Consider the following 26,501-nt stretch of genomic DNA (forward strand, 5'->3'; position numbering starts at 1 on the left):
GCAATAAAAAGGGGCCACATCGGCCCCTGGTCTATTTCAAGAAATATTACCCGCCCAGATAGGCGCTGCGCACCGCTTCGTTGGCCAGCAGCGCATCGCCGGTGTCCTCCAGAACCACATGACCGTTTTCCAGCACGTAGCCGCGATCGGCGAGCTTCAGCGCCTGATTGGCGTTCTGCTCGACGAGGAAGATGGTCATCCCCTGCTCACGCAGCTGTTCGATGGTGTTAAAGATCTGCTGGATGATAATCGGCGCCAACCCCAGAGATGGTTCATCAAGCAGCAGCAGACGTGGCTGGCTCATCAGCGCGCGGCCAATCGCCAGCATCTGCTGTTCACCGCCGGACATGGTGCCCGCCCGCTGAATACGACGCTCATGCAGGCGTGGGAACAGGTCATACACCCACTTGATACGTTCCTGAAACTGGTTGCGTTCAACAAAGAAGCCACCCATTGCCAGGTTCTCTTCCACCGTCATGCGCGAAAACACGCGACGCCCTTCCGGGACAATCGCCACCGCTTCACGCATGATTTTCGCCGTCTGCCAGTCGGTGATGTCTTTACCATCAAAAACAATGCGCCCGCTGGTCGCTCGCGGATCGCCGCACAATGTGCCGAGCAGCGTGGTTTTACCCGCACCGTTGGCACCGATTAACGTCACGATCTCACCCTGATTGATATACAGACTGACGTCGTGCAGCGCCTGGATCTTTCCGTAGTGGGCGTTCACCTTGTCAAACGTTAACATCGCTTTATCCATCTTTTGGCTCGCCCCCATTATGCTTCACCTAAATAGGCGCGGATGACATCCGGGTTATTACGAATCTGTTCCGGCGTCCCGTTTGCCAGCGGCGTGCCCTGGTTCACCACGTAGATACGGTCTGAAATCCCCATCACCAGCTTCATGTCATGTTCAATCAACAAGATTGAAGTGTTGTGATGATTACGCAGCTCAGCAATCAGCTCATCCAGCTCTTTAGTCTCTTTCGGGTTGAGCCCCGCGGCAGGTTCGTCGAGCATCAGGATTTCCGGCTGGGTCACCATGCAACGAGCAATCTCCAGACGACGCTGGTCACCATAGGCCAGGTTACTGGCCTGACGGTTGGCGTGTTCCAGCAGACCGATACGCTCAAGCCAGGTGGCAGCACGGTCCAGTGCTTCGCTCTGGGCACGACGGAAAGACGGGGTTTTCAGCAATCCGGAGAAGACACCGGTTTTCAGCTGTTGGTGTTGCGCCACCAGCAGGTTTTCAATCACCGTCATCTCGCGGAACAGACGCACGTGCTGGAAGGTGCGCACCACGCCCATGCGGGCAATTTGCTGGCCCGGCAGCCCTTCCAGATGCTGATCGCGCAGCTTGATCGTCCCACCCGTCGGCTTGTAAAAACCGGTCAGACAGTTGAAAACTGTGGTTTTACCCGCACCGTTTGGCCCGATTAACGAGACAATTTCCTGTGGCCTCAGTTCCAGTTCAACGTTGTTGACCGCCAGCAGACCGCCGAAGCGCATCATCAGGCCGTTCACGGATAATAATGGCTGACTCATGCCTGCTCTCCTTCTTTCGCTTGCCCGTTTTTCAACTTCAACTGTGGACGGGTCATCGGCAGAAGCCCCTGTGGGCGCCAGATCATCATCAGTACCATCAAACCACCGAGCATCAACATGCTGTATTCATTGAAATCACGCATCAGTTCGCGTGACACCACCAGCAGGATGGCCGCCAGGATCACCGCAAACTGCGACCCCATGCCACCGAGGACTACAATCGCCAGTACGAAGGCCGATTCGGCAAAAGTGAAAGACTCCGGACTAACGAAGCCCTGACGCGCAGCAAACAGCGTGCCGGCAAAGCCGGCAAACGCGGCACTGATGGTAAAGGCGGTCAGCTTGATACGTGTTGGGTTTAAACCCAGCGAGCGGCAGGCGATTTCATCTTCACGCAAGGCTTCCCACGCGCGGCCCAGCGGCATACGCAGCAGGCGGTTAATGACGAACAGTGAGAAAACCACCAGCAGCAACGCCACCAGATAGAGGAAAATCACACGGTCAGACGGGTCATACTTCACGCCGAAGAAGTTGCTGAAGGTATCCCAGCCGCCTTCGCGGGCGCTACGGCTGAACTCGAGACCGAAGAGAGTCGGTTTCGGGATCTGGCTGATGCCGTTCGGGCCACCGGTCACTTCAGTATTGTTCAGCAACAGAATACGGACGATCTCACCAAAACCTAAGGTCACAATCGCCAGATAGTCACCGCGCAGACGCAGTACCGGGAAGCCGAGCAGGAAACCCGCTGCCGCAGAGACCAGGCCTGCCAGCGGCAGGCAGGTCCAGAAACCGAGACCGTAATAGTGGTTCAACAGCGCGAAGGTGTAAGCACCGATAGCATAAAAACCTCCGTAGCCCAGCACCAACAGACCAGACAGCCCCACCACCACGTTCAAGCCCAGACCGAGGATGATATAGATCATCGTCAGGGTGGCGATATCGACCGTGCCGCGTGAGACCATAAACGGCCACGCTACGGCAATCACCAGCAGCGCCACCAGGAACAGTTTTTGTTTGACGGTGGAGCCGTCAATCGCCGGCAGAATAAACTTCGGGCCGGAAACTCGCTTCATGCTGTGCTGGAAAGCCGGGCGCAGCAGTTGGAACAGAAAAACGACTCCGGTGCCGATAAACACCCACTGCCAGCGAATATCACTGGCGACATCAACGACCAGCTTGGTGCCATCCAGCTCTAACTGAACGCCCATAAAGACACCCGCGAGGATGAAAAACATGGCGGCAGAGAGCAGCGCCATCGCAACGTGCATTGGTTTCATACTTTCTCTACCTCCGGGCGACCCAGAATACCGGTCGGCATCACCAGCAGCACGATAATCAGCAGTGCAAACGACACCACGTCTTTGTATTCCGTACTCAGATACGCAGAGGAAAGCGCTTCCGCTACACCCAGAATCAGACCGCCAATCATCGCCCCAGGGATGCTACCGATGCCACCCAGTACGGCGGCGGTAAAGGCTTTCATCCCGGCCATAAAGCCGATATACGGGTTGATAACGCCGTAGAACTGGCCGAGCAGCACGCCCGCCACTGCCGCCATCGCCGCACCGATCACAAAAGTCAGCGCAATCACGCGGTCAGTGTTAATACCGAGCAGGCTGGCCATTTTCAGATCTTCTGCACAGGCGCGACACGCACGGCCCATACGCGAGTAGCGGATGAAAATCGTCAGCGCCAGCATGGCTACAAAGGTCACAACCCAGATAACCGCCTGCATGGTCGTAATGGAGGCAGAGAAGTTTTCGCTACTGCCGATGGTCCACTGGCCGTTAAACAGGCTGGGCAGCGCCACGTCGCGCGAGCCTTCGGTCAGGCTGACGTAGTTTTGCAGGAAGATGGACATCCCGATGGCGGAAATCAGCGCAATCAGGCGCTTGGAGCTGCGCACGGGCCGGTATGCCACGCGTTCAATACTCCAGCCGTAGGCGCTGGCAATCACGATAGCGCCGACGAATCCGGCCGCTACCAGCAGCCAGCTGGTATCAATACCCATCATCATTAGCGCAGCGATGATCATAAAGGAGACATAGCTGCCGATCATATACACCTCGCCGTGGGCGAAGTTGATCATGCCGATAATGCCGTACACCATCGTGTAACCGATAGCGATCAGCGCGTAGGTGCTTCCCAGCGTGACGCCGTTAAACATCTGCTGTAAGAAATAGAGGAACTGCTCGGACATATGCAAACCTTTTCATACCCGCCCGGCATCACCGGGCGGTGGGATAATTATTTGGCTACCGAGGACGACCCGTCGGCGTGCCACTGGAAGACACCAAACTCAAATCCCTTTAGATCGCCTTTTTCATCCCAATTCAGCGGCCCAATCACGGTATCAGCCCCGTGTGCTTTTAAATCTTTCACCAGATCCAGCGGTTCTTTGCTGCCGCTGCGATCCAAAGCGGTTGCCAGCGACTGCACAGCGGCGTAGGTGATCCACACATATGGTCCGGTCGGATCTTTCTTGTCCGCTTTGAGCGCATCGACGATAGCCTTATTCGCCGGATCCTGGTCATAGCGTTTTGGCATGGTCACCAGCATGCCTTCGCCTGCCTCGCCCGCGATGTTGGACAGTGACGCATTACCCACGCCTTCTGGTCCCATAAACTGCGTTTTCAGGCCCACAGAGCGTGCCTGACGCAGCATTTGTCCCATTTCCGGGTAGTAGCCGCCGTAATAAACGAAGTCGATGTTTTCTTTCTTCAGACGGGCAATCAGCGCAGAAAAATCTTTTTCTCCGGCAGTGATCCCATCAAAGAAGACGATATTGGCTTTGCCCGCTTTCAGGCTGTCTTGTACCGAGCGCGCCAGTCCTTCACCGTACTGCTGCTTATCATGGAGGATGGCAATACGCTGAGGCTTAACCGTCTCAAGAATATATTTCGCCGCGGTGGGTCCCTGAGAGGAGTCCAGACCGGCCGTACGCATGATGTGCGCATAACCGCGCTGCGTCAGTTCCGGGTTGGTGGCACCCGGGGAAATCATCAGGATGCCTTCATCTTCGTAGATGTCGGATGCAGGTTGAGTCGACGATGAGCACAGGTGACCAATCACATACTGAATGCCGTCGTTAACGATTTTATTCGCCACGGCCACCGCCTGTTTTGGATCGCAGGCGTCGTCATATTCCACGCCCACCAGCTTGTCGCCTTTGATGCCACCTTTGGCATTAATATCTTTAATCGCCTGACGCGCGCCATTGAATTCCATATCGCCCCACTGCGCGACCGGACCTGACATTGCCCCGACCACAGCGACTTTGATCTCCTCCGCCATAGCCGTGTGCGACATTGCCAGTGCGATTACCCCTGCGATGATTGTCTTCGCATTCCTTTTCATTCCTGAATCCCCATTCGTGATGTTGTGTATTTATTTTGTATTTATATGGTTAAAAAGCAGACTGTGCTTTTTTTGAACTGTACTATTTTTACCAGTCTGATTAATGGTTTAGCACAGTTTTTTAAGCAAATTACCGCTAAAATCTCTATTTTTCAGTCGATTAAGAAAAGATAATATTCTGCTTTTCACTATAGATAAACAAAAAAAAGCACGTTTGTCAGCATAAAATAATGGCACAAAGAGCGGAATAAAATGCTGCATCCTAGGGTAATATCCTGCCTGTTTTTCAATGCCTAATGTTTCAAACTGTAATTATCGTTGTTATAAAATTAATCACCTGGTTATTCACATAAAAAAGAGAAAGCGTCCGGGGGAATTATTTCGGTACACTGATTTCATCTTTTGTGATTTGGACACGCTGTCAATGAAGCTGACCATCATTCGTTTAGAAAACTTTAGTGCTCAGGACAACATTGATCTGGGCAAAATCTGGCCGGAATATTCCGCCTCATCTCTACGCGTCGATGACGCTCACCGGATCTATGCTGCGCGGTTTAATGAGCGCCTGTTAGGCGCAGTACGCGTCACCCTGAGCGGTACGCAAGGCGCGCTGGATTCCTTACGCATACGCGAAATCACCCGCCGTCGCGGCGTCGGGCAGTATTTGATCGAAGAAGTGATCCGCGAAAACCCTGACGTGAGTTCATGGTGGATGGCAGATGTAGGCGTGGAAGACCGCGGCGTGATGGCCGCATTTATGCAGGCATTAGGGTTTAGCACACAGGCGGATGGCTGGGAGAAACGGTAATAAAAAAGCCGGATGGCGCTGACGCTTATCCGGCCTATGAAGTGCTCGTTGTAGGCCCGGTAAGCAAAGCGCCACCGGGCAGTTACTCACTTAGCGTCTGTAGCCGTACCGTTAGCATGCCAATCAAACACGCCGAACTCGAAGCCTTTCAGGTCACCCTTCGCATCCCATGACAGCGGCCCCATCACGGTTTCAACAGAGTTTGCTTTCAGGTATTTAGCAATTTCAGCCGGATCGTCGGAATGGTTCAGACCAGCCTGCAATGATTGCAGCGCAGCGTAGGTGGTCCACACAAACGCGCCGCTTGGATCCTGTTTCTTGGCCTTGATGGCATCCACGATCGGTTTGTTCGCCGGAACCTGGTCATAGTTCTTCGGCTTGGTCACCAGTAAGCCTTCCGCAGATTCACCGGCGATGTTAGACAGCGACACGTTCGCCACCCCTTCTGGTCCCATAAACTGGGTTTTCAGGCCAGCAGCACGCGCCTGACGCAGGATCTGCCCCATTTCCGGGTGGTAGCCACCGTAGTAAACAAAGTCGATGTTATCTTTCTTCAGACGCGCCACCAGGGTGGAGAAGTCTTTCTCACCGGCGGTGATACCGTCAAAGAACACCACATCAGCATTCGCTTTCTTCAGGTTGTCTTGCACAGAGCGCGCCAGACCTTCGCCGTACTGCTGCTTGTCGTGAACGATGGCAATGCGTTTCGGCTTCACTTTTTCAACAATATATTTCGCGGCGGTTGGCCCCTGATCAGAGTCCAGGCCAGTGGTACGCATCACCAGATTATAGCCACGCGCGGTCAGTTCCGGCGCGGTTGCCGCCGGGGTGATCATCAGAATGCCTTCGTCTTCATAGATATCTGACGCGGGCTGAGTAGAAGACGAGCACAGGTGACCGATAACGTATTTAATCCCGTCGTTAACCACTTTGTTGGCAACCGCTACCGCCTGTTTCGGGTCACAGGCATCGTCGTATTTCACCACGACCAGCTTGTCACCCTTCACGCCGCCTTTGGCGTTAATGTCTGCAATCGCCTGTTCTGCACCGGTAAACTCCTGGTCGCCATACTGCGCCACCGGACCCGACATCGCGCCGACGACGGCAACTTTAATATCCTTAGCAAAGGCCATATTGCTCAAAGACAGGGCGATACATCCTGCCAATAACGCTTTACCCTTCATATTCATCCTGACAATCCCCATTATTGTGGTTATTACGTGTGTTGTGATGTTGTTGTTCAGCACTTTATTTCGATTATTGGATAGCTACCCGTGCTTTAGCAGCATACTCTGCTAAAACATACCCGATTTTTATTATTTTGGAATAGCTAATTTTACATCCAGATAACAGATTCGTGTCGGTGGGAGGGGAGGAAAGGCCCGTTTGCCCGATAAGCGAAGCGCCATCAGGCAAACGTGTTGCCGGATGGCAGCGTAAACGCCTTATCCGGCCTACAAAAAACAAAACCCCCGAATTCACATTCGAGGGTTCATTGGCAATTCGCGAAAATTACGCTTCGATTGCCGCGCGGAGTTTTTTCATGGCGTTCTTTTCAAGCTGACGCACACGTTCAGCGGAAACACCGTAGCGATCGGCCAGCTCCTGCAACGTCGACTTGTTGTCTTCGTCGAGCCAACGAGCACGGATGATGTCCTGGCTACGTTCGTCCAGACCTTCCATCGCGTAAGTCAATTTGTTCGCCGCCTGCTCTTCCCAGTTATCGTCTTCAATGCCGTCAGCAAAGTTAGACGATTTGTCCTGCAGATAAAGCACCGGAGCCATCGGCTGGCTGTCGGACTCGTCGTCCGAAGACATGTCAAACGTCATGTCCTGCGCCGCCATACGGGATTCCATTTCGCGGACGTCTTTGCTGGAAACCCCCAGCTCGCGAGCGACCATTTCAACTTCATCCTGGTTAAACCAGCCCAGACGCTGCTTAGTTTTACGCAGGTTAAAGAACAGCTTACGCTGTGCTTTGGTGGTCGCGACTTTAACGATACGCCAGTTACGCAGAACGTATTCGTGGATCTCTGCTTTGATCCAGTGCACGGCGAAAGACACCAGGCGCACACCCACTTCCGGGTTGAAACGGCGCACGGCTTTCATCAGGCCGATATTACCTTCCTGAATCAGATCCGCCTGCGGCAGGCCATAGCCCGCGTAGTTACGAGCAACATGAACAACAAAGCGCAGGTGAGACAGGATCAGCGTTTTAGCTGCTTCCAGATCGCCCTGGTAATGCAGCTTTTCAGCCAGTGCCCGCTCCTCGTCAGCCGACAACATCGGCCACGCGTTTGCAGCCCGGATGTAAGATTCCAGGTTACCAACAGGGGCTAAAGCTAAATTTTGCATTTCTTTGGTCATTCAAATCCTCTCAATCTATATCATCTGGCGCGTTGAAAAATCGATAGCAACAACCATGCCAGAGCTTATGAGCAACGAGAATATCATTCAATCTTTTATCAGACAGTGATTTTATCCACAAGTTCCATGTCGTACTGTGTATACATTACGCACAAAATGTGACATCACAATGACTATGTCGGGAAGAGACAACAGGGACTCTTTCCCTGCAGAGCGAACTTCTCAGTGCAGGGAAAGATTATACCAGAGATTTTTTAATCGGGGGTAAAGTGGCGTAAATGTTGGACCGTGGCAAGCCAGGCTGCCACCCAGCCAATCATTGAGCACACCAGCAGCAGCAGCAGGCACTCGTCGAATGATAAGCCGTTGATATCAAATTTAGTTCCAAAAACCTGTGCCACTTCAGTGACCGCTGAAGACAGACGCATCACCAAAATTTCTGACAAAATCAGTGAAAGAAAAGCGCCCGAAAAGCCAAGCAGCGCTCCGCCGTAGAGGAACGGTCGCAGGATAAACCCATCCGTTGCACCAATCAGTTTCTGTACGTTGATGGTATCGCGACGGGCAAAAATGCTCAGTCGTACGCTGTTGCCGATAACCAAGAACACCGCGGCCACCATCAGCACGCCAATCATTGCCGAAACGCGCCCCACCAGACTCGTCAACGCCGCCAGCCGCGCAAACCAGCTGTCATCCATGCGCACTTCATCAATACCATTGATTTGTGCCACCCGATCACGCAGCGTGTTCAGCGACTCCGTGCCCTGGAAATCCAGTTTTGGGATAACCACCGCCACGGCCGGCAGCGGGTTCTCTTCCAGCATATCCAGCGCACCGCCAAAACCAGACCAGTTACGGAATTCACCCAGCGCATCGTCGCGGGAAAGATAATTTACCTTCTCCACGCCCTGCTCGGCCTGCAATTGACCAACCACCCGCGCCGCCGCGTCATCATCCAGCGTTTTCTGCAAATACACGGTGATCTGCGGGGACGGATAATACTGGCTTGCCGCCTGGTTTACGTTCTTATAGACCATGTAACACACGCTCGGCAGCGTCAGGGAGATGGCGATCACCATCACCGTCAGGAACGTCGCCAGCGGCTTGCTTTTCAGGTCCTGTAACGCGCCCTGGAACGCATAGCGTACCTGCTCGTTAAAGACATTGGTTTTACGTGAGTTCGGCTTTGGTGAGGATTTTGCCCGCTTCGGCGCGTTGCGTCCCCCGTCACCTGGCGCACCGCCCGATTTACGAAAACGGTCCAGTCGCCCACCGAACTGTTTGATTTGATTAATAGCGTCACGTCTATTCATGCGCCAGGCCTCCATGCAGGTGTCCGTCGCTCAGGACCATCTGGCGATAGGAACGACGGGAGATCAGCCCAATGTCGTGCGTCGCCATTAATACCGTAACCCCGACGCGGTTGAACTCTTCGAACAGGCGTAAGATCCCCTCCGACAACGCGTCATCGAGGTTCCCGGTCGGTTCATCCGCCAGCAGTACCGCAGGTTTATTCACCACCGCACGGGCAATTCCCACACGCTGCTGCTCACCGCCGGAGAGTTGAATCGGGAAATTCTTCGCTTTGTCCAACAGCCCGACCTTGTCCAGCGCCGCTGACACGCGGCGACGAATATCGTCCCCGCTGGCACCCGCGATAATCAGCGGAATCGCCACGTTGTCAAAAACGGTCCGATCCATCAGCAGATGGTGATCCTGAAAAATCATGCCGATCTGGCGACGCAGAAACGGCACTTCACGGTTTTTCAAACGGCTGATGTCATGCCCGCTGAAGGAAATTTTCCCGGCACTGGGCCGTTCAATCCCACAGATCAGCTTCAGCAGGGTACTTTTCCCCGCACCGGAGTGGCCGGTCAGAAACGCCATCTCGCCAGGCTGCATATGGAATGTGACTCCCTGCAGCGCTTGTCTCCCACCGAGATAGGCCTTGCTGACATGTTCAAAGCGAATCATTGTTAATCCTCTCGGGCAAAAAGTGCCTCTATAAAATCGTCCGCTTTAAACGGACGTAAATCCTCGATACGTTCGCCCACACCGATGTAGCGGATAGGGATGCCAAACTGGTCGGCAACCGAGAAAATTACCCCACCTTTCGCCGTACCGTCCAGCTTGGTCAGGGTAATACCGGTCAAACCCACCGCTTCATGGAACAGTTTGGCCTGGCTTATGGCATTCTGCCCGGTACTGGCGTCAAGGGTCAGCATAATTTCATGCGGCGCATCTTCGTCGAGCTTTTTCATCACGCGAACGATTTTTTTCAATTCTTCCATCAGATGCGCTTTGTTCTGCAAGCGACCTGCGGTATCGGCGATCAGCACGTCAACGTTACGCGCCTTCGCCGCCTGGATGGCATCAAAGATAACGGACGCGGAATCCGCGCCGGTATGCTGTGCAATCACCGGAATGTTGTTACGCTGGCCCCAGACCTGCAGCTGCTCGACCGCCGCCGCACGGAAGGTATCTCCCGCAGCCAACATCACCGATTTGCCCTGCTGCTCGAACTGACGTGCCAGCTTGCCGATGGTGGTGGTTTTACCCACACCGTTCACGCCAACCATCAAGATAACAAACGGCGTCTTACCATCCACATTTAGCGGTTCATCAACCTTTGCCAGAATCTCGCCCATTTCATCTTTCAGCAGACCGTACAGCGCTTCAGCATCTTTAAGCTGCTTGCGGCTGGCCCCTTCCGTCAGGTTGGCGATGATCTTCCGGGTGGTTTCGACCCCCACATCGGCGATCAGCAACTGCTCTTCCAGTTCTTCAAACAGATCATCGTCGATCTTTTTACCGCGGAACAGACTGATAAATCCGGAACCGAGGTTTTCTTTGGTTTTTAGCAGGCTGCGTTTCAGACGCGCAAAGAAACCTTCTTTCGTCGGTTTCTCCTGTTCCTGTACCGCTTCTTCTTCTGCTGGCTCTTCTACAGCAGGTTCTTCTACGACTGGTTCTTCTACCGGCACAACCATGACGGCTTCTTCTGCCGCTTCAGCAGCCAGCGCCTGCGCTTCCAGTTCTTCGTCGGTCAGCTGCGGTTCGTTTTCCGCTTCTTCTTCAACCGCTTCAACAATTTCAACGGTTTCCGCTTCGGCCTGCCATTCTTCTGGCGAAATTTCTTCAGTTTTTACTTCTTCCGGCAGCGGTAACTCTTCGTGTTCGATAACCGCCGTTGGCGCAGGAGCTTCAACAACCGGTTCAACCTCCGGCTGCGGTTGCTCGACCACAGGTTCCGGCTCAGGCTGCAGTTTTTCGATTTCTGCAACCTGTTCAGTGACTTCCACAACTTCAGCCGCAAAGGCCTCCGTTTCGGCTTCGCTATGGTTTTCCTGCGCGCGCGGCTGTTCCTCAACAACGGCAGCTTCTTCCACAACCTGTTGTTGTTCTTCGTTTTTTAATTCTGTCTCGTTTTCCGGTGCCTGCTCTTTTTGACCAAAGCCCAGCCAGGAAAAAAAGCCACGTTTTTTCTCTTTCGCCATTTGCGACTACACTCCCCGCTGTTGCTTCATGGCACAGCGTCAACGCTATGTACATAGCAGCTAAAAAAATGATGAAATAGTCTATCACTTATACCCAATGAATTTCGAGTTACGTCAAGGCGGCAAGCGCACGAATCCCGATGAGCTTACTTTAGTAAGTGATTCGGGTGAGTAAGTGCAGCCAACGAAGAGGTCACTTGAAAGGCGACGGGTTAACTTAACTCACATCACCGCCTGGAATGACATGCTATAGGCGGATTGAGCAATAATAGAAATGAAAAAACCGAATCACTCAGGCAGCGGCCAGATCCGCATTATTGGCGGGCAATGGCGCGGCCGTAAACTCCCGGTTCCGGACAGCCCGGGTCTGCGACCCACTACTGACCGTGTCCGCGAAACGTTGTTTAACTGGCTGGCACCAATGATGGTCGATGCCCAGTGTCTGGACTGCTTTGCTGGCAGCGGTGCGCTGGGGCTGGAAGCACTCTCCCGTTATGCCGCAGGCGCAACGCTTCTGGAAATGGATCGGGCGGTGTCTCAGCAGCTACAAAAAAATCTCGTCACGCTGAAGGCCAATCACGCCCGCGTCGTCAACACCAATACGCTGGCGTTTCTGGCTCAGGCAGGGTCGCCGCATAATGTAGTGTTTGTTGATCCGCCGTTTCGTAAAGGATTACTGGAAGAAACATTAACGCTTCTGGAAACGAATGGCTGGCTGGCAAACGAGGCGTATATTTACGTTGAGAGCGAAGTCGAAAACGGCCTGCCGCCGGTTCCGGTTAACTGGTCGTTGTATCGTGAAAAAGTCGCCGGCCAGGTTGCCTATCGCCTGTATCAACGTGAAGCACGAGGAGAACACCATGCTGATTAACCTGGGACGCCTGCTGATGCTGGGCGTCTGGGCATTCTTGCTGCTCAACCTTTTTCAGCCCTTCCCGCGCCCGCTCAATATCTTCGTTAACGTGGCGCTGGTGTTTATGGTGCTGATGCACGGCATGCAGCTGGCGCTGCTAAAAAGCACCCTGCCGAAAGACGGCCCGCAGATGACCACCGGCGAGAAAGTGCGTATTTTCCTGTTCGGCGTGTTTGAGTTGCTGGTCTGGCAGAAGAAGATTAAAGATCAGTTGAAGAAGTAGCCGTGATCTTTTCGCCCGGCGGCGCGTTGCGAGCCGGGCCTGCAAAACGTCATCACGGTGGTAATATGCCGTCCAGTTGATCTTTCAGTTTTGGAATATCTTTACTGGCTCTTGTTTTCCTCAGGTATTTCACCTGCTCGCAAATCTCTTCTGTCCGGGTGTAATAGGTGCCAGACGTCGGGCCTGGACGCTCACATAAAACATAGTTAGTACCAAGAGGATAAAAAATGACAATAAAAGAGAGGATATTACCAATAACAAATCCTACCCCCGCAACATGGATACCGATAGTAAATGCCCTGTCGAAGAATTTAGGCGGCTGCATGCTTTTCGTAAAGGTCACGTAGGCAATACATAAAACAAAGAAAAACCCTACAGGAAACATAAGCAGCAGACAAAACGACCCCCAGAAAAAATAAACAATGCTCCTGGATTCAATAAGATCGGTAATGTCTGGCACACTGGCATAATAAAACCCCCAACTAATCCCTCCCACAAAAAGCATAAAAAGAAACAAACAACATCTTTTCTTAATGCTCTCCAGATTAATATTCATATCAATAAATTCCGCCGTAAAGGGAGTTTCTGTACCCCAATCGTTGGGCGTTCCACTCTTCGATTCTTTGCCGTTCTTTAAGTCCCTCACGAATACACGCTATCAGTTTGTCTGATAGCTCATATTTTTTGTCCACTTCATTCAGAGACCAGGCAATGAATAGACCTAACGCAACAGCACCAATAATTTCTCCCCAAACGGGAACAGCCGCACTCGTTACAAAAAGAGAGACGCCCCAACGAATAACATTGCCTGATAATCTTGAGACAAAAATACTTACAATCACCTTCGCCACATCCATCGTCACGTTCCCCAGCAGTGCGGCGACGTCATGCTCGGATTTAAACACCACCTCAATGAACCGCCAGCATGCGGAAAACCAGATGCAGAATCTGGCCCCTGACATTATGCCATTTCGAAACCCGGCGCTGCCAATGCCCACTTCAAGTACTTTAGGATGGTTAATCCGGTAACGGGTGCCGTTCAGAATGCGCCGCAGAGAAGGGTAGCCAGTAATCTTCACATACAGCTTCCCCTGATAAGTATATTGCGTTGCTTTAATCCCAAGGCCTTTTAAGGTGAAGACAATCTTTCCGGCCTGCTGATAAGAAAAAAGCTTCGACAGCTTTCTAGTCGCATCAGCCGCATCTTTGATGTTACCGGCATAATTCGTCGAAAAACTGACGGGTTTGCTGCCCAGCAAATCATCAATCACGCCCTGCGCCTCTTCAAGCGTTAGCAGCATAATGTGTTGTGTATTGCTATTCAGATTATTTTTCAGCGTTCTGATTTCGTCCTCGATACGCTGATTACGTTGCCAGTTATTTCCTCTAAGAATATCTTCACGGTGATTCCTAATCCAGTCATAATACCCTTCCATTATTACTCCTTAAAAAATTCGTTCATCCCAGGTGCTGTATGCACTGGTTCCTGCAATAAGGTGTTCCCAGGCAATAGACTCATACGACAGCTCAATAATTTCTTCTGGCTGACCCGCGCTGTCATCAATGGTATGAGGTACCTGAAGATGGATGCTGGATATTCTGGCATTAATCAGTTTTAACGTGTAATAGCATTTGTTTAAACCCGCCTGACTGGTGCGATAGAAGCTAAATTCACAGCTCAATGTTTCATTGTCAGTGATAGCTTTACCTAATAACGGTGAGGATTTATCTACTGGCTTAATAAACGTCAAACATTGATGGTTCACATTTTGTACCCGGCTCATGCTATGACTAACTGTCATTACCATTATCTGATCACGATGAGCAGGTTGTGATTTATTTCCTATCGAATTTACCGAGGCGCATCCAGCAGAAATCAATCCCTGCGCCTGCCCATTTAAGGTTAACCACATTGTATTTGCCATATAAATCCCTTAGCCATTTAAAATTATATTTTTGTATACCTGAGATAATATTGAAATAGTATGATAGTGAAAATCGGATAGCAGAATAGTGATGTGTTCGATGTTGTATCACACAAAAAATATAATAATAACGGTATTACCACAGTTAAATAAATAACAACTATACTTGAATGGCATTATATATTTCGGTTGAATTTATTGTCGCCAGTGGCGGAATAAACACTATGCCGTTCGGGGTTATTGCCCAGTCTTAAATCCCTCAAAGCGCGACCCTTTGTAACTCAGCGTGCCTTTATCGCCGACCGTTAACGCATGATACTGCTGCGCATCCAGGCGAAACGTCTGCTCCATTCCCCCGCTAAGTGGCTTAAAGCTCGCTTCATAACGCATGCTGGTACCCGCTGGAGTCACTTCCTGCTGGCGCGAACGTCGGTCATTCAGCGGTTTTTCCCGCTTATTGCTCACCACAACCTGCTTTTGCACCAGCGGCGCGGCATCATTATCCGCTTTTTCCCGGCGCTGTTGGACAAAGCGAAACGATGCGGCGACAACGATTAATACAATGATAACAATGAAAAAAAGTGGTGGCTTACTCATTTTATTAACCCATCAGAAAATGCGGAAATAAGCATACCCTGCCTGTTATGGTGTTGTCATCTGGCGGTATCGACCTCTACACTGGACAGAAGAGCCGTAAGCACCCCGCTTACGAAAAAATAACGAATTCAAGGAACTAAGATGCTTTGGTCGTTTATCGCTGTTTGTCTTTCCGCATGGCTGTTCGTGGATGCGTCCTATCGTGGTCCCACCTGGCAACGCTGGGTCTTTAAACCCCTGACATTATTGCTGCTGTTGCTGCTGGCCTGGCAGGCGCCAATGTTTAATGCCATCAGCTATCTGGTGCTGGCCGGCCTGTTGGCCTCGCTGCTCGGCGATGCGCTGACGCTGTTGCCGCGTCAACGTCTGCTGTACGCCGTGGGGGCGTTTTTCCTGTCGCATTTACTCTATACCATCTATTTCGCCAGCCAAATGACGATGTCATTCTTCTGGCCTCTGCCGCTGGTGCTGCTGGTATTGGGTGCCCTGCTGATCGCCGTGATCTGGACGCGACTGGAAGAACTGCGCGTCGCCATCTGCACCTTTATCGGCATCACTCTGATGATGGTCTGGATGGCTGGCGAGCTGTGGTTCTTCCGCCCAACCGCCCCGGCGCTATCGGCATTTATGGGTGCCTCATTGCTGTTCATCGGCAATATTGTCTGGCTGGGTAGTCATTATCGCCGCCGCTTCCGCGCCGATAACGCCATTGCCGCCGCCTGCTACTTCGCCGGACATTTCCTGATTGTACGTTCACTGTACCTTTAAAAACGCTTGACTCTGGAGTCGACTCCAGAGTGTATCCTCCGGTTAATACGAAATGATTATCAACCGGAGGATGCCATGTCGACGCCCGATACTAATGGCAAAAAGGCCCCACAATTTTCTTCATTCAAGCTCGCGCCTGCACCGCAGAAGGTTGATGACTGCTGCAGTGAAGGCCGTTGCTCGACAGCCGCACCCTCACCCACGCCCGTATCCAATACGGTGGACGGCACGCGCTATACCTGGAAAGTCTCAGGCATGGATTGCGCCGCCTGCGCGCGTAAAGTTGAAAATGCGGTCCGCCAGGTCAGCGGCGTCAACCAGGTTCAGGTGCTGTTCGCTACCGAAAAACTGGTGGTCGATGCCGGGGCCGATATTCGCCAGAACATAGAAAACGCGGTGCAAAAAGCGGGCTATACCCTGCGCGATGAGCAAGCACCGGAAGCCGCACCCGAGTCGCGGTTTAAAGAAAATCTGCCGCTGATCACCCTCATCGTCATGATGGCGATTAGCTGGGGGCTGGAGCAGTTCAATCATCCCTTTGGTCAGATGGCGTTTATCGCCACGACGCTGGTCGGGCTGTATCCCATTGCCCGTCAGGCGCTGCGCCTGATGAAAACCGGTAGCTACTTTGCCATTGAAACGTTAATGAGCGTCGCCGCCATTGGTGCGCTGTTTATTGGTGCCACGGCGGAAGCCGCGATGGTACTGCTGCTGTTTTTAATTGGCGAACGCCTGGAAGGATGGGCTGCCAGCCGCGCCCGCAAAGGGGTCAGCGCGCTGATGGCGCTAAAACCCGAAACCGCCGTCCGCCTGCGCAATGGCGAGCGCGAAGAGGTGGCCATTAACAGCCTCCAGCCCGGCGACGTGATTGAAGTGGCTGCAGGTGGGCGCTTACCCGCCGACGGCAAACTGGTCTCCGGCTTTGCCAGCTTTGATGAAAGCGCCCTGACCGGCGAATCTATTCCTGTCGAACGCGCCACGGGCGATAAAGTCCCGGCGGGCGCCACCAGCGTTGACCGCCTTGTCACGCTGGAAGTCCTGTCTGAACCGGGCGCCAGCGCCATTGACCGCATCCTGAAGCTGATAGAAGAAGCCGAAGAGCGTCGGGCCCCGATTGAGCGGTTTATTGATCGCTTCAGCCGCATTTACACTCCGGCCATCATGGCGATCGCCCTGCTGGTCACTCTTGTTCCCCCACTGCTGTTTGCCGCCTCCTGGCAGGAGTGGATTTATAAAGGGCTGACGCTGCTGTTGATTGGCTGCCCGTGTGCACTGGTGATCTCAACGCCTGCCGCAATCACCTCCGGGCTGGCGGCAGCGGCGCGGCGTGGGGCGCTGATTAAAGGCGGAGCCGCGCTGGAGCAATTAGGTAGGGTCACTCATGTGGCATTCGATAAAACCGGTACCCTGACCGTGGGTAAACCGCGCGTGACGGCGATTCATCCAGCGAGCGGCATCAGCGAGTCCGAACTGCTGGCGCTGGCGGCAGCGGTTGAGCAAGGTGCCACGCACCCGCTGGCTCAGGCGATTGTCCGTGAAGCGCAGACCCGTGAATTGACCATCCCGGCAGCACAAGCGCAGCGGGCGTTGGTGGGTTCGGGTATTGAAGCGCAGGTCAACGGCGAGCGGATACTGATTTGCGCAGCGGGCAAACAGCCCGCCGAAGCCTTTGTCGGACAGATTAGCGAACTGGAAAGCGCCGGGCAAACGGTGGTACTGGTGCTGCGCAACGATGCGGTGCTCGGCGTGCTGGCCTTACAGGATACACTGCGTGACGACGCCCTGACCGCCATCAACGAGCTTCATCAGTTGGGCGTAAAAGGCGTGATCCTGACCGGGGATAACCCACTTGCGGCGGCAGCAATTGCCGGTGAGTTGGGGCTGGAATTCAAAGCAGGCCTGCTACCGGAGGATAAAGTTCGGGTAGTGACCAGCCTGAACCAGCAGTCCCCGCTGGCGATGGTTGGGGACGGGATTAACGACGCGCCGGCAATGAAAGTGGCCACCATCGGCATTGCGATGGGAAGCGGCACCGACGTCGCGCTGGAAACGGCGGATGCCGCCCTGACCCATAACCGCCTGCGCGGCCTGGTGCAAATGATCCAACTGGCACGCGCCACTCACGCCAATATTCGCCAGAACATTGCCATTGCGCTGGGTCTGAAGGGGATTTTCCTGATAACCACGCTACTGGGGATAACCGGATTGTGGCTGGCGGTGCTGGCAGATACAGGGGCAACGGTACTGGTGACTGCCAACGCGCTGCGACTGTTACGGAAAGGGTAGTGCCTGTTTCTCGCCTGATGGTGCTTCGCTTATCAGGCCGACTGGTTGTTCGTCATTCGTAGGCCGGATTAGGCGCTTGCGCCGCCATCCGGCAAACAAGCTTACTGACCTTTGCGCACTAAATAGCGGTACGGCAGAGAGTCGGTCTCTTTGGCCACCAGCTCATGTTCCATAAACGTACAAAAGCCGGGAATGTCGCGGGTTGTCGCCGGATCGTCCGCGACAATCAGCAGCGTTTCACCGGCCTGCATGCCGCGCACAGTTTTACGCACCATCATCACTGGTTCCGGGCAGCGCAGCCCTTGGGCATCAAGGGTATGGTCGGGAGAGGTAAACAAATCGCTCATCGTTGTCTCGTTCAATAAAAAACGGCGTTATTTTACGCTCTGTTGGTCAGTAAGCCAATCAGGTTAACGATTGCGTGAAAAACAACCATTGCAAAGCCCTGTTAAAGCAGTATCATGCGACCGTTTTATTGGGTTCCCTCACCCCAATTCTTGACTAAAAAGGTACAATATGACTCCGTTTACACAAACTCAGCGCGTAAAAGCGTTGTTCTGGCTATCGCTATTCCATCTGCTGGTGATCACATCCAGCAACTATCTGGTACAACTGCCGATCACCATCTTCGGTTTCCATACCACATGGGGCGCCTTTAGCTTTCCGTTTATTTTCCTCGCCACCGACCTGACCGTTCGCATTTTTGGCGCACCGCTGGCACGACGCATCATTTTTGCGGTCATGATCCCCGCGCTGTTGATCTCCTATGGGGTTTCCGCGCTGTTTTATATGGGGTCCTGGCAAGGATTTGACGCGCTGCTGCACTTTAATCTGTTTGTCGCCCGTATCGCCGCCGCCAGCTTTATGGCCTACGCACTGGGTCAAATTCTGGATGTGCACGTCTTTAACCGCCTGCGTCAAAACCGCCGCTGGTGGCTCGCACCTACCGCCTCCACGCTGTTTGGCAACATCAGCGATACGCTGGCCTTCTTCTTTATCGCCTTCTGGCGCAGCCCGGATGCCTTTATGGCCGAGCACTGGATGGAAATCGCGCTGGTCGATTACTGTTTCAAGGTGCTGATCAGTATTATTTTCTTCCTGCCGATGTACGGTGTGTTGCTGAATATGTTACTGAAAAGGCTGGCAGATAAATCCGAAATCGCGGCATTACAGACGAGTTAAAGGTTCATTTTCCGAGTTGTGATAAGATGGACGAATGAGCCGTTATGGCCGTTTATCGAAAGGAAGAAGTCAATGCGCAATCTGGTTAAATATGTCGGTATTGGCCTGCTGGTTATGGGGCTTGCGGCCTGTGATAATAGCGATACCAAAGCGCCAGCCGAGGGTGCTGCCGCGGAAAGTAACGCCGCCGGACAACCGGTCAGCCTGCTGGACGGCAAGCTCAGTTTTTCCCTGCCAGCAGATATGACCGATCAGAGCGGCAAGCTGGGTACTCAGGCCAACAATATGCACGTGTATTCTGACGCAACCGGCCAGAAAGCAGTGATTGTGATTGTCGGTGATGACACCAGTGAAGACCTGACCGTGCTGGCCAAACGCCTGGAAGATCAGCAGCGTAGCCGTGACCCGCAGCTGCAGGTCGTCACCAACAAGTCGATTGAGCTGAAGGGCCATACCCTGCAGCAGTTAGACAGCATCATCTCCGCCAAAGGCCAGACCGCTTACTCTTCTGTGGTGCTGGGCAAAGTGGACAACCAGCTTCTGACCCTGCAGATCACGCTGCCTGCTGACGATCAGCAGAAAGCGCAGGCGACCGCAGAGAACATCATTAACACGCTGGTTATCCAGTAACGGTTAAGACGATGACACGGCCTCCGCAGAGTCCTCCGGGGGCCGTTTTTTTAACCGCCAGGTCAGCAATAACGCCACCGCCACCAGCCCGGCTGCCGCCAGATAAATAACCGGTACGCCCGCCCACGTCATCACCAGTCCCGCCAGCGGCCCGGTAATCCCCAGTGAGAGATCCATAAATACCGTGTAGGTCGCCAGCGCAGCGCCCTGATTCTGCTGCGGCACCGCTTTTACCGCCACCACGCCCAGCGCCGGGAACACCAGCGAGAACCCCGCACCTGCCAACAGAACGCCTACTTTCGCCATCCACGGCAGATCCGCCATCCCTACCAGCAGCAGCCCAACTATTTCCACGCTAAAACAGATCATCGCCACATTTAACCCGCCTAAGCGGTTAATGCCGTTTGGGAATAACAGGCGGGTCCCGACAAACGTACAGCTAAACAGCGTCAACGCGAATGCCGCGCCGTCCCAGCCTTTGGCGTCATAAAACAGCGTGATAAAGGTGGCGATCACCCCAAAACCAGCGGAAGCCAACGCCAGCGCCATACCGTACAACCAGACGCGCCCGAGCACCGCGCGAAACGGCATCGGCTTGCCCTTGCTGGCCTTCACCGCCGGACGTGGCAGCGCCAACAGTATTGCTAACAGAGCCACCGCCATGATGGTCAGCGCCAGTCCCTGCAAACCACCCCAGGCGTAACACAGCACGCCCAGCGGCGCGCCTATCGCCATCGCCCCGTAGGTGACGATACCGTTCCATGAAATCACCCGCCCAATGTGTATGGAGCCCACCACACCCACGCCCCACAGCGTTGAACCGGTACCGGCAAAACTTTGCCCAATCCCCAGGATCACACGCCCGAGGCACAGCAACAGTAAGCTCACCATCGGCCAGCCGCTGGTTGTTCCCGCCAGCAAATAGCCCAGGCCACTTAAAAAACAGCCGCACAGCCCGAACACGACAATCTTTTTCGGCCCCAGCAGATCGGCGTATCGCCCCGCATGCGGGCGGCTCAACAATGTGGCGAAATATTGCAGGCTGATCACAAGCCCAGCCCAGAAGGCGCTAAAACCCATAACATCATGAACATAGCCGGGTAGCACCGCGAGCGGCAAGCCAATAGTCAGGTAGCTGGCGAAGTTAAACATCACCACCGAGACAATGCGCAGATTGAGACGAAATCCGTTAAGCGCCGGTTCAGCGACGGGTTCGGGCATGAAGGGTCACCACATTTTTACAACAGTGTTTCATTTCTACCATGTTGCCGGGCAGAAATCAGCAGACAGTTTAGGAATATAGGTCGTAAGCCAGCCGCTACACTTAGAGCAAAACGTAAAAAGGAAGAACACATGACAAGCGCTCAGCCTGATAAAACAGGTTTGCATATTTTGCTCAAACTGGCCGCCCTGGTGGTGATCCTCGCAGGTATTCATGCGGCTGCCGACATTATTGTGCAGCTGTTGCTGGCCCTCTTTTTTGCCATCGTCCTGAACCCGCTGGTGACCTGGTTTATTCGCCGGGGGCTGCGTCGCCCGATTGCCATTACGCTGGTGGTGGTAGTGATGCTGTTCGTGCTCACCGCGCTGGTCGGCGTTCTCGCATCTTCAATCACGGAATTCATGGACATGCTGCCAAAGTACAACAAGGAGCTGACGCGCAAGGTCCTCTACGTGCAAGAGATGGTGCCCTTTCTTAACCTGCACATGTCGCCAGAACGTCTACTGCAACGTATTGACTCCGACAAGCTAATGACCTTCACGACCACGCTGATGACCGGACTTTCCGGCGCAATGGCCAGCGTCTTCCTGCTGGTAATGACGGTGGTGTTTATGCTGTTTGAGGTGCGCCATGTTCCTTACAAGCTGCGCTTTGCGCTGAATAATCCGCAGATCCATATTGCGGGTCTGCACCGTGCATTGAAGGGCGTTTCTCACTACCTGGCGTTAAAAACATTGCTCAGCTTATGGACCGGGGCTATCGTCTGGCTGGGACTGGCGCTAATGGGCATTCAGTTTGCGCTGATGTGGGGCGTGCTGGCATTCCTGCTTAACTATGTACCCAATATTGGCTCGGTGATTTCCGCCGTCCCCCCCATGCTGCAGGCGCTGCTGTTCAACGGGATTTACGAATGCGTGCTGGTCGGCGCCCTATTTTTGGTCGTACATATGGTGATTGGCAATATCCTCGAGCCGCGTATGATGGGCCATCGTTTAGGCCTGTCGACGCTTGTTGTCTTCCTGTCCTTACTGGTATGGGGATGGCTGCTAGGTCCGGTCGGCATGTTACTTTCCGTGCCGCTTACCAGCGTGTGTAAAATCTGGATGGAAACCACCAGGGGTGGCAGCAAGCTGGCAATTTTGCTTGGCCCCGGTAGACCGAAAAGTCGATTACCGGGATAAACTACCAGACAAGGTAGTTTATATATTACGAATAAGATGGTAATAACGCAGACATTACCATCTTAACTTAAATAAAAAACCAATATACAAAGTAAAACCATAATAACTAAAATAAAAAACCTTCCAAAAACACATCTCCGGCACTAACCCACTATATTTAAAAACCATTTAAATTGATGCGCTTAGCTTGATAACGTATACTTCGCACCAATCATGTTGCTGCAAAATTTTCAACTGAAGAAAACCATTAAATATTAAGAAATCATGCCACCAGCACCGTGTTATCTGTCATGTGGAATACAAGTCTAATTTAGCTTAAATAAAGATACAGATGATGAAAGGCGAGAATAATTTCATCACTTATTATTTCAATCGTATAAAAATACCGTGATAGGGAGTTTTAATGAAACAGTATATTAAGTGGTTTGCCGCTATTGCGGTTGTCGGCGCGCTGGCAGGCTGTGCGCGTACTGCGCCGATCGATCAAGTTCACTCAAGCGTTAGCGCGGGGCACACTCAGGACCAGGTTAAAAACGCCATTCTAAAAGCCGGCATTCAACGCCAGTGGATCATGACGGAAATTAACCCGGGGGTGATCAAAGCTCGTCAACAGACACGCGATCACGTGGCAGAAGTCCGTATCACCTACACCGCGACCAGCTACGACATCAAATATGACAGCAGTCTTAACCTGCAGGCTTCAGGCGGAAAAATTCATAAAAACTATAACCGTTGGGTGCGCAATCTGGACAAAGACATTCAGGTCAATCTGGCAGCCGGTGCCAATCTGTAATTATGCCTAAAGTCGGGCCGATAAGGCCCGATAACCTCACTATCTGCCACTCAACAGGTTGTTCCCACATGTACGAACAGGACTCGCTCAGCGCACTGGATGCTATTACTGAAGCACAACGTATCGCATTTGCCCCTATGCTTTTTCAAACCGCGTTGTGCCTGCGAAATGCGGGAGTACTGACCTGGCTGGATAAGCAAGGTAAACGCGGCACTACGCTCGACGAAATTACCGAAAACAGCACCATCAACGAATATGCCGCCAGCATATTGCTGGATATGGGATTAAGTGGGCGCATCATTACCCACAAAGAGGGATATTATTACCTCGCCAAAATCGGTCATTTTCTTTTACATGACACGATGACCAGAGTGAACATGGATTTCACTCAGGATGTTTGCTATCAGGGGCTGTTCTATCTGGAAAATGCGCTGAAAGAAGGTAAACCCGCCGGATTAAAAATATTTGGCGACTGGCCAACCATTTATCCCGCCCTGTCGCAATTACCGCTGGCGGCGCGTGAAAGTTGGTTTGCTTTTGATCATTACTATTCAGACGGGGCATTTGACGCGGCATTACCGTATGTATTCGCTAATGCCCATGCAACCCTGTACGATGTCGGCGGAAATACCGGAAAATGGGCATTACGTTGTTGTCAGCATGATGACAATATCGCCGTCACGTTATTAGATTTACCACAACAAATTGCGCTGGCCCGTGAAAATATCGAAAATGCAGGATTATCTCATCGCATAAAGTTCCATGCTGTGGATATGCTTAGTGACTCGCCTTTACCCGCAGAGGCTGATATCTGGTGGATGAGTCAATTCCTGGACTGTTTTTCCCCGGAGCAAATTATCGCCATGCTGAGCAAGATTGCCGGCGTAATGAAACCCGGTGCCAAACTCTGCATTATGGAACTGTTCTGGGATGCGCAGAAATTTGAAGCGGCCTCATTTAGCCTGAATGCGTCTTCGCTTTATTTTACCTGTATGGCGAACGGCAACAGTCGTTTCTACAGCGTAGAGAAGTTTTATCACTATCTGAAACAGGCAGGTTTTCAGGTAGATGAACGCCACGATAACCTGGGTATTGGGCATACTTTATTGATATGCCAGAAGAAAAAATAACAAACAACTGGAATAACCGATTTATCGCGGACGCGCGTTGATGAAATTTGCATTAAACATTACCGACTGGCAGGCAAAAGCTCCAGGATTAAGCGAAGCGGCACAGTGGCATGAATGGTCACGGCTTTCGCACACCATCGATCCAGCCGCGCCACAGGGAAAGCTCAGTGAATTACCGATGATGACCGCTCGCCGCCTCAGTTCGGGTAGCAAGCTGGCCGTCGAGTGCGGGCTGGCAATGCTCCGTCGCCATGCGATCGATGCCGTCCTCTATACCAGTCGTCACGGTGAACTGGAACGTAACTACCGCATCCTGCACGCATTAGCGACAGAGCAGCCGATCTCTCCGACCGATTTCGCCCTGTCCGTGCATAACTCCGCCGTCGGCAACCTGACCATCGCCGCAAAAAAACCGATCGTCTCCTCCTCGCTCTCAGCAGGCAAAGACACGTTCCAGCAAGGGTTATGCGAAGTGATGGGCCTGCTACAGGCGGGATATCAGCGGGTGTTAATGGTCGATTTCGATGGTTTCCTGCCTGAGTTTTATCACCCGCGGCTGCCTGCTGACATGCCGACCTGGCCATTTGCCGTCGCGTTGGTTATTGAACCAGGTAGTCAGTGGCGGTGTGAAACCCGCCCATACCGCGACCACGGCGAGTCCACGTTGCCGCAAAGCCTGCTGTTTTTACAACACTATCTGCGAGATACCCCGGCGTTTACGCTGACGGGTGAACGCGTACAGTGGCAATGGAGTCAGGGATGAGCGCGGTGTTCCAGACCCTTAACCGGGCATGGCGACTGGTGATGACCGGTTTATGCTTCGCCCTGTTTGGCATCGGCGGACTGCTTCTTTCCACTATCTGGTTTAACGTATTGTTAATCACAGTATGGAATAATTCCAGACGTCGGCGCATTGCCAGACGCAGCATAGCCGCCAGTTTTCGTCTCTTTTTAACGGTGACGAAGGGGCTTGGCGTGCTGGATTACCACATTGAAGGGCGTGACGTTTTGCTCAAGGAACGAGGATGTCTGGTCGTCGCCAACCATCCGACGCTCATCGACTATGTGCTACTGGCTTCGGTCATGGCAGAAACAGACTGTCTGGTGAAAAGCGCGCTCCTGAAGAATCCGTTCCTCGGCGGCGTAGTCCGGGCGGCGGATTATCTGATTAACAGCCAGGCTGATGCACTGTTGCCCGCCTGTCAGCAGCGGCTGGAACAAGGCGATACAATATTGATTTTCCCCGAGGGGACACGCACGCGTCCCGGTGAGGAAATGACGCTCCAGCGTGGTGCGGCAAATATCGCCGTGCGCTGCCACAGCGACTTACGCATAGTCACGATTAGCTGCAGCGAGCAAATGCTTGATAAGCAAAGCAAATGGTATGACATTCCACCGGCTAAACCCGTGTTTACCATTTCCGTCCGCGCACGGGTAAAAATCGACCAATTTTACGATGCAAATTCACAAGAACCGGCGCTGGCCGCAAGGCAGTTGAACCGGCATCTTTTGCTTCAATTACAACCAGGTACGTTACCTCTTTCAGGAATTAATGATGCAAGCGCTTTATCTTGAAATCAAAAATCTCATTATAACGACATTGAATCTCGACGAACTTACTGCTGACGATATTGAAACCGACGCAGCACTCTTTGGCGATGGCTTAGGGCTGGACTCCATCGACGCCCTGGAGTTAGGCCTGGCGGTGAAAAATGAGTATGGCGTGGTTCTCTCGGCTGAGAGCGAAGAGATGCGCCAGCACTTCTTCTCCGTCGCCACGCTGGCATCTTTCATTCACGCGCAACGTGCCTGAGGAAAGTCCGTTATGACTGAACAAAAAGCCATTTACGAAGAAGTCTCCGCGCTGCTGGTTAAGCTGTTTGAAGTCGACCCACAGGACATTAAGCCCGAGGCGCGCCTGTACGACGATCTGGAACTGGACAGCATTGACGCTGTTGACATGATCGTGCATCTGCAAAAGAAAACCGGCAAGAAAATCAAGCCGGAGGAATTTAAAGCGGTGCGGACTGTGCAGGATGTCGTCGATGCGGTAGAACGCCTGCTCAAAGAAGCATAA

At 52.8% G+C, this 26,501-nt stretch carries 30 protein-coding genes; 14 read left to right on the top strand and 16 right to left on the bottom strand.

Going from position 1 to position 26,501, the window contains the following annotated elements; translation table 11 throughout:
* Positions 1–46: 46 nt before the first annotated feature.
* The 5 genes from livF to livK are packed head-to-tail and all read right to left on the bottom strand — an operon-like array spanning position 47 to position 4,902.
* Complete coding sequence (gene livF / locus FDX22_RS28305; RefSeq protein WP_146718205.1) at positions 47–760, bottom strand: high-affinity branched-chain amino acid ABC transporter ATP-binding protein LivF; 714 nt, start codon at positions 758–760, stop codon at positions 47–49.
* 17 nt (positions 761–777) lie between these two features.
* Positions 778–1,545, bottom strand: coding sequence for a high-affinity branched-chain amino acid ABC transporter ATP-binding protein LivG (gene livG / locus FDX22_RS28310; protein WP_096759231.1), 768 nt, complete (start codon positions 1,543–1,545; stop codon positions 778–780).
* Positions 1,542–2,822, bottom strand: a complete 1,281-nt coding sequence (gene livM, locus FDX22_RS28315) for a branched chain amino acid ABC transporter permease LivM (protein ID WP_096759230.1) — start codon at positions 2,820–2,822, stop codon at positions 1,542–1,544. Before livM ends, livG begins: the two co-directional genes overlap by 4 nt.
* Entirely contained in the window at positions 2,819–3,745 is a 927-nt protein-coding gene (gene livH / locus FDX22_RS28320; protein ID WP_096759229.1) for a high-affinity branched-chain amino acid ABC transporter permease LivH, read from the bottom strand. The genes livM and livH overlap by 4 nt, the downstream gene beginning before the upstream one ends.
* Positions 3,746–3,792: 47 nt before the next feature.
* Positions 3,793–4,902 (bottom strand): high-affinity branched-chain amino acid ABC transporter substrate-binding protein LivK, encoded by a 1,110-nt coding sequence (livK, locus tag FDX22_RS28325; RefSeq protein ID WP_115257271.1) that lies wholly within the window; start codon positions 4,900–4,902, stop codon positions 3,793–3,795.
* A gap of 424 nt (positions 4,903–5,326) precedes the next feature.
* Here livK and panM point away from each other — a divergent pair, with 424 nt between their 5' ends.
* Positions 5,327–5,710: an aspartate 1-decarboxylase autocleavage activator PanM gene (gene panM, locus FDX22_RS28330; protein WP_115257270.1), complete on the top strand. Its 384-nt coding sequence runs from the start codon at positions 5,327–5,329 to the stop codon at positions 5,708–5,710.
* Positions 5,711–5,796: 86 nt separating this feature from the next.
* Here the strand turns inward: panM and FDX22_RS28335 are convergent, their stop codons facing one another.
* The 5 genes from FDX22_RS28335 to ftsY all read right to left on the bottom strand — a co-directional run bounded on the left by FDX22_RS28335 (position 5,797) and on the right by ftsY (position 11,574).
* Positions 5,797–6,900 carry a branched-chain amino acid ABC transporter substrate-binding protein gene (locus FDX22_RS28335; RefSeq protein WP_138140553.1) on the bottom strand — a complete coding sequence of 368 codons (1,104 nt, stop codon included), beginning with the start codon at positions 6,898–6,900 and terminating at the stop codon, positions 5,797–5,799.
* Positions 6,901–7,222: 322 nt separating this feature from the next.
* On the bottom strand, positions 7,223–8,077 hold the full coding sequence (rpoH, locus tag FDX22_RS28340) for an RNA polymerase sigma factor RpoH (RefSeq protein ID WP_096759226.1): 855 nt from the start codon (positions 8,075–8,077) through the stop codon (positions 7,223–7,225).
* A 254-nt stretch (positions 8,078–8,331) separates the two neighbouring features.
* Positions 8,332–9,390 (bottom strand): permease-like cell division protein FtsX, encoded by a 1,059-nt coding sequence (gene ftsX, locus FDX22_RS28345; protein ID WP_096759225.1) that lies wholly within the window; start codon positions 9,388–9,390, stop codon positions 8,332–8,334.
* Positions 9,383–10,051 (bottom strand): cell division ATP-binding protein FtsE, encoded by a 669-nt coding sequence (gene ftsE / locus FDX22_RS28350; protein ID WP_096759224.1) that lies wholly within the window; start codon positions 10,049–10,051, stop codon positions 9,383–9,385. The genes ftsX and ftsE overlap by 8 nt, the downstream gene beginning before the upstream one ends.
* Before the next feature lie 2 nt (positions 10,052–10,053).
* Positions 10,054–11,574, bottom strand: a complete 1,521-nt coding sequence (gene ftsY, locus FDX22_RS28355) for a signal recognition particle-docking protein FtsY (protein ID WP_146718107.1) — start codon at positions 11,572–11,574, stop codon at positions 10,054–10,056.
* 274 nt (positions 11,575–11,848) lie between these two features.
* On the opposite strand from ftsY, the gene rsmD reads away from it, so the two are divergent.
* Together rsmD and FDX22_RS28365 are read left to right on the top strand one after the other, a co-directional pair.
* Positions 11,849–12,445, top strand: a complete 597-nt coding sequence (rsmD, locus tag FDX22_RS28360; RefSeq protein ID WP_096759222.1) for a 16S rRNA (guanine(966)-N(2))-methyltransferase — start codon at positions 11,849–11,851, stop codon at positions 12,443–12,445.
* Positions 12,435–12,710 (top strand): DUF1145 family protein, encoded by a 276-nt coding sequence (locus tag FDX22_RS28365; protein ID WP_096759221.1) that lies wholly within the window; start codon positions 12,435–12,437, stop codon positions 12,708–12,710. Before rsmD ends, FDX22_RS28365 begins: the two co-directional genes overlap by 11 nt.
* Before the next feature lie 52 nt (positions 12,711–12,762).
* On the opposite strand, the gene FDX22_RS28370 is transcribed toward FDX22_RS28365, so the two are convergent.
* From FDX22_RS28370 to FDX22_RS28385, 4 genes are all read right to left on the bottom strand, one after another.
* Positions 12,763–13,266, bottom strand: coding sequence for a DUF1240 domain-containing protein (locus tag FDX22_RS28370; protein ID WP_249359153.1), 504 nt, complete (start codon positions 13,264–13,266; stop codon positions 12,763–12,765).
* A 1-nt stretch (position 13,267) separates the two neighbouring features.
* The gene (locus tag FDX22_RS28375) at positions 13,268–14,146 is read right to left on the bottom strand and encodes a hypothetical protein (RefSeq protein ID WP_115257268.1); all 879 of its coding nucleotides are present in this window, start codon (positions 14,144–14,146) and stop codon (positions 13,268–13,270) included.
* A 9-nt stretch (positions 14,147–14,155) separates the two neighbouring features.
* Entirely contained in the window at positions 14,156–14,635 is a 480-nt protein-coding gene (locus FDX22_RS28380) for an Hcp family type VI secretion system effector (RefSeq protein ID WP_115257267.1), read from the bottom strand.
* Positions 14,636–14,872: 237 nt separating this feature from the next.
* The gene (locus FDX22_RS28385; protein WP_115257266.1) at positions 14,873–15,232 is read right to left on the bottom strand and encodes a DUF2500 domain-containing protein; all 360 of its coding nucleotides are present in this window, start codon (positions 15,230–15,232) and stop codon (positions 14,873–14,875) included.
* Positions 15,233–15,373: 141 nt separating this feature from the next.
* On the opposite strand from FDX22_RS28385, the gene FDX22_RS28390 reads away from it, so the two are divergent.
* Positions 15,374–16,000: a lysoplasmalogenase gene (locus tag FDX22_RS28390; protein ID WP_096759219.1), complete on the top strand. Its 627-nt coding sequence runs from the start codon at positions 15,374–15,376 to the stop codon at positions 15,998–16,000.
* A gap of 75 nt (positions 16,001–16,075) precedes the next feature.
* Positions 16,076–18,286, top strand: a complete 2,211-nt coding sequence (gene zntA / locus FDX22_RS28395; RefSeq protein ID WP_146718108.1) for a Zn(II)/Cd(II)/Pb(II) translocating P-type ATPase ZntA — start codon at positions 16,076–16,078, stop codon at positions 18,284–18,286.
* Between the two features lie 101 nt (positions 18,287–18,387).
* Here the strand turns inward: zntA and tusA are convergent, their stop codons facing one another.
* Complete coding sequence (gene tusA, locus FDX22_RS28400; RefSeq protein ID WP_003827551.1) at positions 18,388–18,633, bottom strand: sulfurtransferase TusA; 246 nt, start codon at positions 18,631–18,633, stop codon at positions 18,388–18,390.
* Positions 18,634–18,802: 169 nt separating this feature from the next.
* On the opposite strand from tusA, the gene FDX22_RS28405 reads away from it, so the two are divergent.
* Both FDX22_RS28405 and FDX22_RS28410 read left to right on the top strand, forming a co-directional pair.
* Positions 18,803–19,468, top strand: coding sequence for a 7-cyano-7-deazaguanine/7-aminomethyl-7-deazaguanine transporter (locus FDX22_RS28405; RefSeq protein WP_096759217.1), 666 nt, complete (start codon positions 18,803–18,805; stop codon positions 19,466–19,468).
* A gap of 72 nt (positions 19,469–19,540) precedes the next feature.
* Positions 19,541–20,098 (top strand): DcrB family lipoprotein, encoded by a 558-nt coding sequence (locus FDX22_RS28410; protein ID WP_115257264.1) that lies wholly within the window; start codon positions 19,541–19,543, stop codon positions 20,096–20,098.
* Positions 20,099–20,101: 3 nt separating this feature from the next.
* Here the strand turns inward: FDX22_RS28410 and FDX22_RS28415 are convergent, their stop codons facing one another.
* Complete coding sequence (locus FDX22_RS28415) at positions 20,102–21,319, bottom strand: MFS transporter (protein ID WP_096759215.1); 1,218 nt, start codon at positions 21,317–21,319, stop codon at positions 20,102–20,104.
* A 132-nt stretch (positions 21,320–21,451) separates the two neighbouring features.
* Between FDX22_RS28415 and FDX22_RS28420 the strand changes: the two genes are divergently transcribed.
* The 7 genes from FDX22_RS28420 to FDX22_RS28450 all read left to right on the top strand — a co-directional run bounded on the left by FDX22_RS28420 (position 21,452) and on the right by FDX22_RS28450 (position 26,501).
* Positions 21,452–22,501, top strand: a complete 1,050-nt coding sequence (locus FDX22_RS28420) for an AI-2E family transporter (RefSeq protein WP_115257262.1) — start codon at positions 21,452–21,454, stop codon at positions 22,499–22,501.
* Between the two features lie 415 nt (positions 22,502–22,916).
* Positions 22,917–23,294, top strand: a complete 378-nt coding sequence (locus tag FDX22_RS28425; RefSeq protein WP_135912828.1) for a hypothetical protein — start codon at positions 22,917–22,919, stop codon at positions 23,292–23,294.
* A 68-nt stretch (positions 23,295–23,362) separates the two neighbouring features.
* Positions 23,363–24,424 carry a class I SAM-dependent methyltransferase gene (locus FDX22_RS28430; RefSeq protein ID WP_146718109.1) on the top strand — a complete coding sequence of 354 codons (1,062 nt, stop codon included), beginning with the start codon at positions 23,363–23,365 and terminating at the stop codon, positions 24,422–24,424.
* Between the two features lie 40 nt (positions 24,425–24,464).
* Positions 24,465–25,187 carry a beta-ketoacyl synthase chain length factor gene (locus FDX22_RS28435; protein WP_135911267.1) on the top strand — a complete coding sequence of 241 codons (723 nt, stop codon included), beginning with the start codon at positions 24,465–24,467 and terminating at the stop codon, positions 25,185–25,187.
* Positions 25,184–25,999 carry a 1-acyl-sn-glycerol-3-phosphate acyltransferase gene (locus FDX22_RS28440; protein ID WP_146718110.1) on the top strand — a complete coding sequence of 272 codons (816 nt, stop codon included), beginning with the start codon at positions 25,184–25,186 and terminating at the stop codon, positions 25,997–25,999. Before FDX22_RS28435 ends, FDX22_RS28440 begins: the two co-directional genes overlap by 4 nt.
* Positions 25,980–26,237 (top strand): phosphopantetheine-binding protein, encoded by a 258-nt coding sequence (locus FDX22_RS28445; RefSeq protein ID WP_096759209.1) that lies wholly within the window; start codon positions 25,980–25,982, stop codon positions 26,235–26,237. Before FDX22_RS28440 ends, FDX22_RS28445 begins: the two co-directional genes overlap by 20 nt.
* A gap of 12 nt (positions 26,238–26,249) precedes the next feature.
* Positions 26,250–26,501 (top strand): acyl carrier protein, encoded by a 252-nt coding sequence (locus FDX22_RS28450; protein WP_096759208.1) that lies wholly within the window; start codon positions 26,250–26,252, stop codon positions 26,499–26,501.

The sequence above is a fragment of the Citrobacter sp. TBCS-14 genome (assembly GCF_005280805.1).
Classification (GTDB): Bacteria; Pseudomonadota; Gammaproteobacteria; order Enterobacterales; family Enterobacteriaceae; genus Citrobacter; species Citrobacter gillenii.

Bases quoted from the DNA above. Each gene is read 5' to 3' on its own strand.
- livF (WP_146718205.1), bottom strand. From the start codon at position 760: ATGGATAAAGCGATGTTAACGTTTGACAAGGTGAACGCCCACTACGGA.
- livG (WP_096759231.1), bottom strand. From the start codon at position 1,545: ATGAGTCAGCCATTATTATCCGTGAACGGCCTGATGATGCGCTTCGGC.
- livM (WP_096759230.1), bottom strand. From the start codon at position 2,822: ATGAAACCAATGCACGTTGCGATGGCGCTGCTCTCTGCCGCCATGTTT.
- livH (WP_096759229.1), bottom strand. From the start codon at position 3,745: ATGTCCGAGCAGTTCCTCTATTTCTTACAGCAGATGTTTAACGGCGTC.
- livK (WP_115257271.1), bottom strand. From the start codon at position 4,902: ATGAAAAGGAATGCGAAGACAATCATCGCAGGGGTAATCGCACTGGCA.
- panM (WP_115257270.1), top strand. From the start codon at position 5,327: ATGAAGCTGACCATCATTCGTTTAGAAAACTTTAGTGCTCAGGACAAC.
- FDX22_RS28335 (WP_138140553.1), bottom strand. From the start codon at position 6,900: ATGAATATGAAGGGTAAAGCGTTATTGGCAGGATGTATCGCCCTGTCT.
- rpoH (WP_096759226.1), bottom strand. From the start codon at position 8,077: ATGACCAAAGAAATGCAAAATTTAGCTTTAGCCCCTGTTGGTAACCTG.
- ftsX (WP_096759225.1), bottom strand. From the start codon at position 9,390: ATGAATAGACGTGACGCTATTAATCAAATCAAACAGTTCGGTGGGCGA.
- ftsE (WP_096759224.1), bottom strand. From the start codon at position 10,051: ATGATTCGCTTTGAACATGTCAGCAAGGCCTATCTCGGTGGGAGACAA.
- ftsY (WP_146718107.1), bottom strand. From the start codon at position 11,574: ATGGCGAAAGAGAAAAAACGTGGCTTTTTTTCCTGGCTGGGCTTTGGT.
- rsmD (WP_096759222.1), top strand. From the start codon at position 11,849: ATGAAAAAACCGAATCACTCAGGCAGCGGCCAGATCCGCATTATTGGC.
- FDX22_RS28365 (WP_096759221.1), top strand. From the start codon at position 12,435: ATGCTGATTAACCTGGGACGCCTGCTGATGCTGGGCGTCTGGGCATTC.
- FDX22_RS28370 (WP_249359153.1), bottom strand. From the start codon at position 13,266: ATGAATATTAATCTGGAGAGCATTAAGAAAAGATGTTGTTTGTTTCTT.
- FDX22_RS28375 (WP_115257268.1), bottom strand. From the start codon at position 14,146: ATGGAAGGGTATTATGACTGGATTAGGAATCACCGTGAAGATATTCTT.
- FDX22_RS28380 (WP_115257267.1), bottom strand. From the start codon at position 14,635: ATGGCAAATACAATGTGGTTAACCTTAAATGGGCAGGCGCAGGGATTG.
- FDX22_RS28385 (WP_115257266.1), bottom strand. From the start codon at position 15,232: ATGAGTAAGCCACCACTTTTTTTCATTGTTATCATTGTATTAATCGTT.
- FDX22_RS28390 (WP_096759219.1), top strand. From the start codon at position 15,374: ATGCTTTGGTCGTTTATCGCTGTTTGTCTTTCCGCATGGCTGTTCGTG.
- zntA (WP_146718108.1), top strand. From the start codon at position 16,076: ATGTCGACGCCCGATACTAATGGCAAAAAGGCCCCACAATTTTCTTCA.
- tusA (WP_003827551.1), bottom strand. From the start codon at position 18,633: ATGAGCGATTTGTTTACCTCTCCCGACCATACCCTTGATGCCCAAGGG.
- FDX22_RS28405 (WP_096759217.1), top strand. From the start codon at position 18,803: ATGACTCCGTTTACACAAACTCAGCGCGTAAAAGCGTTGTTCTGGCTA.
- FDX22_RS28410 (WP_115257264.1), top strand. From the start codon at position 19,541: ATGCGCAATCTGGTTAAATATGTCGGTATTGGCCTGCTGGTTATGGGG.
- FDX22_RS28415 (WP_096759215.1), bottom strand. From the start codon at position 21,319: ATGCCCGAACCCGTCGCTGAACCGGCGCTTAACGGATTTCGTCTCAAT.
- FDX22_RS28420 (WP_115257262.1), top strand. From the start codon at position 21,452: ATGACAAGCGCTCAGCCTGATAAAACAGGTTTGCATATTTTGCTCAAA.
- FDX22_RS28430 (WP_146718109.1), top strand. From the start codon at position 23,363: ATGTACGAACAGGACTCGCTCAGCGCACTGGATGCTATTACTGAAGCA.
- FDX22_RS28435 (WP_135911267.1), top strand. From the start codon at position 24,465: ATGAAATTTGCATTAAACATTACCGACTGGCAGGCAAAAGCTCCAGGA.
- FDX22_RS28440 (WP_146718110.1), top strand. From the start codon at position 25,184: ATGAGCGCGGTGTTCCAGACCCTTAACCGGGCATGGCGACTGGTGATG.
- FDX22_RS28445 (WP_096759209.1), top strand. From the start codon at position 25,980: ATGCAAGCGCTTTATCTTGAAATCAAAAATCTCATTATAACGACATTG.
- FDX22_RS28450 (WP_096759208.1), top strand. From the start codon at position 26,250: ATGACTGAACAAAAAGCCATTTACGAAGAAGTCTCCGCGCTGCTGGTT.